The sequence below is a fragment of the Mesorhizobium sp. M7A.F.Ca.CA.001.10.2.1 genome (genome assembly GCF_003998575.1).
Taxonomy (GTDB): Bacteria; Pseudomonadota; Alphaproteobacteria; order Rhizobiales; family Rhizobiaceae; genus Mesorhizobium.
The window spans coordinates 1-5174 of record NZ_RZQY01000424.1 but is presented as its reverse complement, the minus strand read 5'-3'; the positions used below and the strand labels follow the sequence as shown (position 1 = coordinate 5174).

At 62.4% G+C, this 5174-nt stretch carries 5 protein-coding genes and 2 pseudogenes; 2 read left to right on the top strand and 5 right to left on the bottom strand.

Features of this window, described 5'->3' with window-relative positions:
* Together EN964_RS23625 and EN964_RS23620 are read left to right on the top strand one after the other, a co-directional pair.
* Positions 1–229 (top strand): annotated as a pseudogene (locus EN964_RS23625) (hypothetical protein); the annotation flags it as partial.
* A 42-nt stretch (positions 230–271) separates the two neighbouring features.
* A complete protein-coding gene (locus EN964_RS23620; RefSeq protein WP_127267727.1) occupies positions 272–1075 on the top strand; it encodes a DUF1194 domain-containing protein in 804 nt (267 codons plus the stop codon).
* A 107-nt stretch (positions 1076–1182) separates the two neighbouring features.
* On the opposite strand, the gene EN964_RS23615 is transcribed toward EN964_RS23620, so the two are convergent.
* The 5 genes and pseudogenes from EN964_RS23615 to EN964_RS23595 form a co-directional block, all read right to left on the bottom strand.
* A complete protein-coding gene (locus EN964_RS23615; protein WP_127267728.1) occupies positions 1183–1485 on the bottom strand; it encodes a DUF982 domain-containing protein in 303 nt (100 codons plus the stop codon).
* A gap of 139 nt (positions 1486–1624) precedes the next feature.
* Positions 1625–2610: pseudogene (locus EN964_RS23610) on the bottom strand (ABC transporter ATP-binding protein).
* Positions 2611–2618: 8 nt separating this feature from the next.
* On the bottom strand, positions 2619–3578 hold the full coding sequence (locus tag EN964_RS23605) for an ABC transporter ATP-binding protein (protein WP_127267729.1): 960 nt from the start codon (positions 3576–3578) through the stop codon (positions 2619–2621).
* A complete protein-coding gene (locus EN964_RS23600; protein WP_127267730.1) occupies positions 3575–4546 on the bottom strand; it encodes an ABC transporter permease in 972 nt (323 codons plus the stop codon). The genes EN964_RS23605 and EN964_RS23600 overlap by 4 nt, the downstream gene beginning before the upstream one ends.
* Positions 4546–5174: ABC transporter permease (locus EN964_RS23595; protein WP_164760369.1), on the bottom strand; the 629-nt coding region annotated here is incomplete at its 5' end. The genes EN964_RS23595 and EN964_RS23600, both read right to left, overlap by 1 nt.

The window sequence follows — 5174 nt, the reverse complement described above, 5'->3', positions numbered from 1 at the left end:
CGCTTGGCCCGATCCGTTCCGCAGTGCGGTGCTCGCCAGCCGGTTGCCTGCAATGCTGGCGACGACAGTGGCCCTCGGCCGTGCTTTGCCTGAGGTCTGGTCGGGCGGCTCCTTCGCGGCCCTCGCCATGCCACTGACCTTGCTCGGCTGTTATCTCTTGTGGACCAAGGCCGATCTGCTGCTGTTCGGCGTGGGTACCAAGGCGATCCGCCAGATTTCCACATGTTGAGCCCGCTTTTTGAAACGACCGGATGTCGAGATGGAGAATGACATGTTTGGCAGTGTATATCATCAGGACGCCGGCCCCCTATCCTTTCGCGAACGGGTGCGGGCGACAGGTTGGGGCATTCTGACGTCGGCCGGTTCAATCTCGAGAGTGACAGGGATACTTGCAGTTTCGATGTTTTGGGCGATCTCTGCCCATGCCGCGAACGTTGACGTCGCTATCGTGTTCGCGGTCGATTTCTCGTCGTCGATCGATCCGAAGATCGCCGATATGCAACGCGAGGGACATGCCGCGGCACTCACCTCGCCAGAGATCATCGCCGCCATCAGCCGGAATTATGTCGGCTGCATCGGCGTTGCCTATTTTGAATGGTCGAGCCCCGGACACGCACGCGTCGTGCTGCCGTGGACAAGCATCTGCGGACTGGAAGATGCCAAAGCGGCGGCTGCGGTGATCAGCAGGAAAGGCGATACCGGCTTCATCCGCAGAGGGCGAGGCGGGACATCCGTTTCCTCGGCTATCGACATCGGCAGTCTCCTGCTCGACCAGTTTCCGGGAAAGGCGGCCAAGAAAGTCATCGATATCTCCTCCAATGGCGAGAACAACGACGGGCTTCCCGTCCAGCCGAGCAGGTCGAACGCCATAGCCAAGGGATATACGATCAATGCCATCGCCATCCCGACGGAGGATGAGAATCCCGACGAACCTCTGGCATCCTATTTTGCCAGATCGGTCATTGGCGGTTCCCAGGCCTTCGTCATGACGCCGAAGGGGCCAGACGACTACACGATGGCGCTTCGCCGCAAGCTCGTGACTGAAGTAAGCATGAACGACGAGCGTCCGCTGTGAAAGTGTGCCACGCAAGACGAACTTTCGACCCGCCAGACCGAGCGCATTGCACAACAAGACCCGCCCCGCTGCAGCGCGAGACCTTGTAGGTCCGTCAGGACAACAGCCTATCGCCGCAACGCGTGCACCCTTGCCTCGCCTTCGCCGGGCACCGGCAACGCCATGTCGTCATCGAGAAGGCGCGTGATGCGGGCAAAGCCGGTGAACGCTTTCCTTGCTTCCTCGGCCGACATCTGGCCCGACAAGGCGGCCGAGCAACAATTCAGCGCGCACTGATAAACCGGACCGCGCCGTCCCGTCGGCCACTTCCGCAAGAACATCATGGCTTCGGCAACACTATCGATTTCTTCCGCAGGGTGTCCCTGCCCGCGCGAAATCCGCACGGGCGAAAAGAAATGCAATTGATCCATCGTTTCCTCCCGGTCGACCGCAATGCGCTCGATCGAACCCCACCAAACGCGCCAACAGCCGGTTGGTTCCAGATAAAGAATGGAGTCTTTTAGAAATCTGTCAGGCGAAGGCGATCACCCGTGCGGTGGTGAGTGTCGCCTACATTGTCGGGAAGTGGCAGGCGACTTTGCGACCGGGTCGGTATTCCCGTAACTGTGGCCGCTCCGAACGGCAGCGCTCCGCCGCGATTGGGCATCGGGGATGGAAACGGCAGCCCGTTGAGGGTTCAGAGGGCTCGGTACGTCGCCGGTGAGGATGATGCGCTTGCGCGTCCCACCCGGCGTCGTCTCCACGACGGGAACCGCCGAAATCAGCGCCTGGCTATAGGGATGGGCCGGTGCTGCAAACACGTCTTCCGCCGGCCCTTCTTCGACGATCGAGCCGAGATACATGACCGCTATGCGGGTCGACACCTGGCGCACCACCGACAGGTCGTGGGCGATGAAGATGTACGTGAGATTGAGCTTCTCCTGCAGATCGGCAAGCAGGTTGACGATTTGTGCCTGCACCGACACGTCGAGCGCGGAGACGGGTTCGTCCAGGACCACGAGGTCCGGGTTCAGGGCAATAGCCCGCGCGATGCCGACGCGCTGGCGTTGTCCGCCGGAAAATTCGTGCGGAAACCGCATGACGTGATCCGGCAGCAAGCCGACAAGGTCGAACAGTTCCGCCACGCGTTTGGTGATCTCGCTCGACGAGAGCCTGCCATGGATGCGCAGCGGCTCGGCCACCAGGTCGCCGACGCGCCGGCGCGGATTGAGCGACGCCGACGGGTCCTGGAAAACCATTTGCAGGCGGCGCCGCAGCGGCCTGAGTTCGGACAGCGACTTGGAGGTTATGTCGTTGCCTTCGAACAGAAGCTCGCCGTCCGATATGTCGTAGAGCCTCACCAGGCAACGCGCCAGCGTGGACTTGCCGCATCCGGATTCGCCGACCAGCCCGACCGTCTCGCCGCGCCACACGGTCAGGGAAACATTGTCGACCGCATGAACGGTTCGCTTGCCTTCGGCGGAGAAACGGCTGCCGATGGAAAAGCGCTTGCCCAGCGAACGCGTCTCGAGGATTGGGCGGTTCTTGTCGATCATCGGTCCGCTCATGCCTGTGCCACCCTGAAGCATGCCGCGGCATGGGTGCCGCTCCCGAGGTCGGGCTTGCCGGCCTGGCAGGGCTCGTAGTGAACCGGGCACCGCGGACCGAACGCACAGCCCTGCGGCAATCGCAGCATTGACGGCGGCGAACCGGGAATGGCCGGCAAGCGCCGTGGTTTTTCGCCGGTCAGCGGCGGGATCGAACCCAGCAGCGCGCGCGTATAGGGGTGTCGTGGATCGGAAAACAGTTCCATGCGACTGCCGCGCTCCACCACGCGGCCGGCATACATGACCATGACCCGGTCGGCGAGTTCGGAGACCACGCCCATGTCATGTGTGATGAAGACGACCGCCGACTTGTGCGTCGCGCGCAGCTTGCGCACCAGATCGAGAATGCCGGCCTGTACGGTGACGTCGAGCGCCGTGGTCGGTTCGTCAGCCACCAGAAGCGCCGGATTGCAGGACAAAGCCATTGCGATCACCGCCCGTTGACGCATGCCTCCGGACAGTTGGTGCGGGTAGCGCGACATCGCCTCGTGCGGGTTGGGAAAATTCACCTCGGCCAGCAGTTCCTCCACGCGCTCCATCGCCTTGGACTTGCTGATGTTGCGATGCGCGCGAATCTGTTCGGCGATCTGCCAGCCGATCGTGTAGACAGGCGTCAGCGCCGTCATCGGATCCTGGAAGATCATCGCGATCTCGTTGCCGCGCAGCCGCCTGAGCTCGCGCGCGGGCAGTCCCACGAGTTCGCGGCCTTTGTAGCGGATCGACCCTTCGATGGTGGCGTTGGGATCGGTGATGAGACCCATGACGGCCAGCAGCGACACGGTCTTGCCGGAACCGGACTCACCGACGACGCCGAGGATTTCGCTCTCCTTAAGGTCGAAGGAAACGCCATCGATGGCCCGCACCAGGCCATCATTTGTGCGGAAGGAAACTCTGAGGTCGCGCACCGACAGTATCATGATGTCCTCAGGCGCGGATCGAGAAGGATGTAGACGAAATCGACGACCGCATTGGCGATAACCACGAACATGGACGCATACATCACCGTCGCCATGATCATCGGCAGATCGAGATTCTGCAGAGCGTCATAAGTGAGCTTGCCGATGCCGTGCAGCCCGAACACCACCTCCGTCAGCAGGGCTGAGCCTCCGACCAGCGCACCGAAGTCCAGGCCGAACAGAGTGACGAATGCGATGAGCGACGTGCGCAAGGCATGGCGCAGCAGGATGCGGGTCTCCGACAGCCCCTTGGCCCGGGCCGTGCGGATATAGTCTTCCTGCAGGGATTCGATGATTGCCGCGCGCAGCACGCGCCCGTAAATACCGATATAGAGAATGGACAGTGTGATCCACGGAATGACCAGGGTCAGGAACCAGCCCTTCGGATCGTCGGAGAAATTCTTGTAGCCGAGCGGCGGCACCCAGGAGAACGCCCAGCTGTCGTGGTAGCGGCTCTGGGTGATCAGGTTCATCACCTCGCCCAGCCAGTAGACCGGCATGGAAATGCCGAGCAGCCCTAGCGCCATCAGCAGCTTGTCCAGCCAGCTGCCGCGCGTGGCGGCGGCGGCGATGCCGATGACGATGGAGACGACCACCCACAGGATCGCCGCTCCGAACACCAGCGAGAGCGTGACCGGGATCGAATCCATGACCGCCGGCACCACCTTCCAGCCACGATTGACGAAGGAGGTCAGATCGCCGGTGACGAAGATCTTCTCCATCATCGTCACATATTGCACGTAGAGCGGCCGGTCGAAGCCGAAGCTGTGGCGTACCGCCTCCAGCACTTCGGGCGATGCATTGCGGCCGGCGATGCGCGCAGCCGGGTCGGCGCCCGGCGTTGCGAAGAAAATCAAGAAAACGATGACCGAGATGCCGAACATCACGAACAGCATCTGGCCGAACCGGCGCAGGATTGCGTAGATCATCAGTCGCGCCCCAGCCGAACCTTGGAGCGCGGATCGAGCGCGTCGCGCAGGCCGTCGCCGAAGACATTGAGCGCCATGACGGAAACCGCGATCGCCAGGCCCGGCACCAGCGCCACCAATGGCCTGGTGTAAAGCAGCGCCTGTCCGTCCTGGATGATGGTGCCCCAGCTCGCGGCCGGCGGCTGCACGCCGATCGAAAGGAAGGAAAGGGCTGATTCGGTAAGCATGTTCAGCGCCATCATCAGCGGCACGAAGACGATTAGCGTGGTGGTGACGTTGGGCAGGATGTCGCGCCACAGGATGCGCCACCCCGGCACGCCCAGATTGATCGCGGCCAGCACGAACTCGCTCTTGCGCAGCGCCAGAACCTGCCCGCGTATTGGGCGGGCCACGTAGGGCACGTAGACGATGCCGATGATGATGACAGGCAGCCACAAACTGCCGGACTCGATCTGGATCGGTCCGATCGTGATGCCATGCGCGATGGTGACGATGGAGAGCGAAATCGCCAGCAGATAGATGGGGAACGCCCACAGTATGTCGAGGAAGCGCGACAGCACCGTGTCGGTGACGCCGCCGAAATAGCCGGCGATCAATCCCGCCGCCGTGCCCAGGATCAGGGTGAAGA

Excerpts from the sequence above, each read along its gene's own strand:
- EN964_RS23620 (WP_127267727.1), top strand. The coding sequence starts at position 272 with ATGTTTGGCAGTGTATATCATCAGGACGCCGGCCCCCTATCCTTTCGC.
- EN964_RS23615 (WP_127267728.1), bottom strand. The coding sequence starts at position 1,485 with ATGGATCAATTGCATTTCTTTTCGCCCGTGCGGATTTCGCGCGGGCAG.
- EN964_RS23605 (WP_127267729.1), bottom strand. The coding sequence starts at position 3,578 with ATGATACTGTCGGTGCGCGACCTCAGAGTTTCCTTCCGCACAAATGAT.
- EN964_RS23600 (WP_127267730.1), bottom strand. The coding sequence starts at position 4,546 with ATGATCTACGCAATCCTGCGCCGGTTCGGCCAGATGCTGTTCGTGATG.